Source organism: Vibrio sp. 10N.222.55.C6, assembly GCF_041473395.1.
Classification (GTDB): domain Bacteria; phylum Pseudomonadota; class Gammaproteobacteria; order Enterobacterales; family Vibrionaceae; genus Vibrio; species Vibrio crassostreae_C.
Genome location: NZ_JBFRSD010000797.1, coordinates 1 through 291 on the forward strand (window position 1 = coordinate 1; position 291 = coordinate 291).

The window sequence follows — 291 nt, forward strand, 5'->3', positions numbered from 1 at the left end:
GTATTGGAATCTTACGGTGGTCAGGTTTCATTGGCGGCTAAGGAGCTCGGTGTATCACGAGCGACGATGTACCGCTTGCTGAATAAACACAGCCTAATCTCTGAAGGTGTTGTTTAGACTCTTCTCTACATGACTTTATTCAGTCACCGTAAATTAAAGGCCACGTATCTACGTGGCTTTTTTGTTTCTGAAGGGTAGTCCGTTGTTTTCTAGTTAGACCCTAAGAGAGATATGCTGTGATTTTATATAAGCATGGTGAATATGTTATATGTAAATGAATATGCAACTGAT

1 protein-coding gene is annotated in these 291 nt (G+C 40.2%); it reads left to right on the forward strand.

Features of this window, described 5'->3' with window-relative positions; genetic code table 11:
* Nucleotides 1-117 (forward strand): helix-turn-helix domain-containing protein (locus AB4486_RS26240; RefSeq protein ID WP_372119691.1); only part of this gene is annotated, 117 nt, incomplete at its 5' end.
* Nucleotides 118-291: the final 174 nt, after the last annotated feature.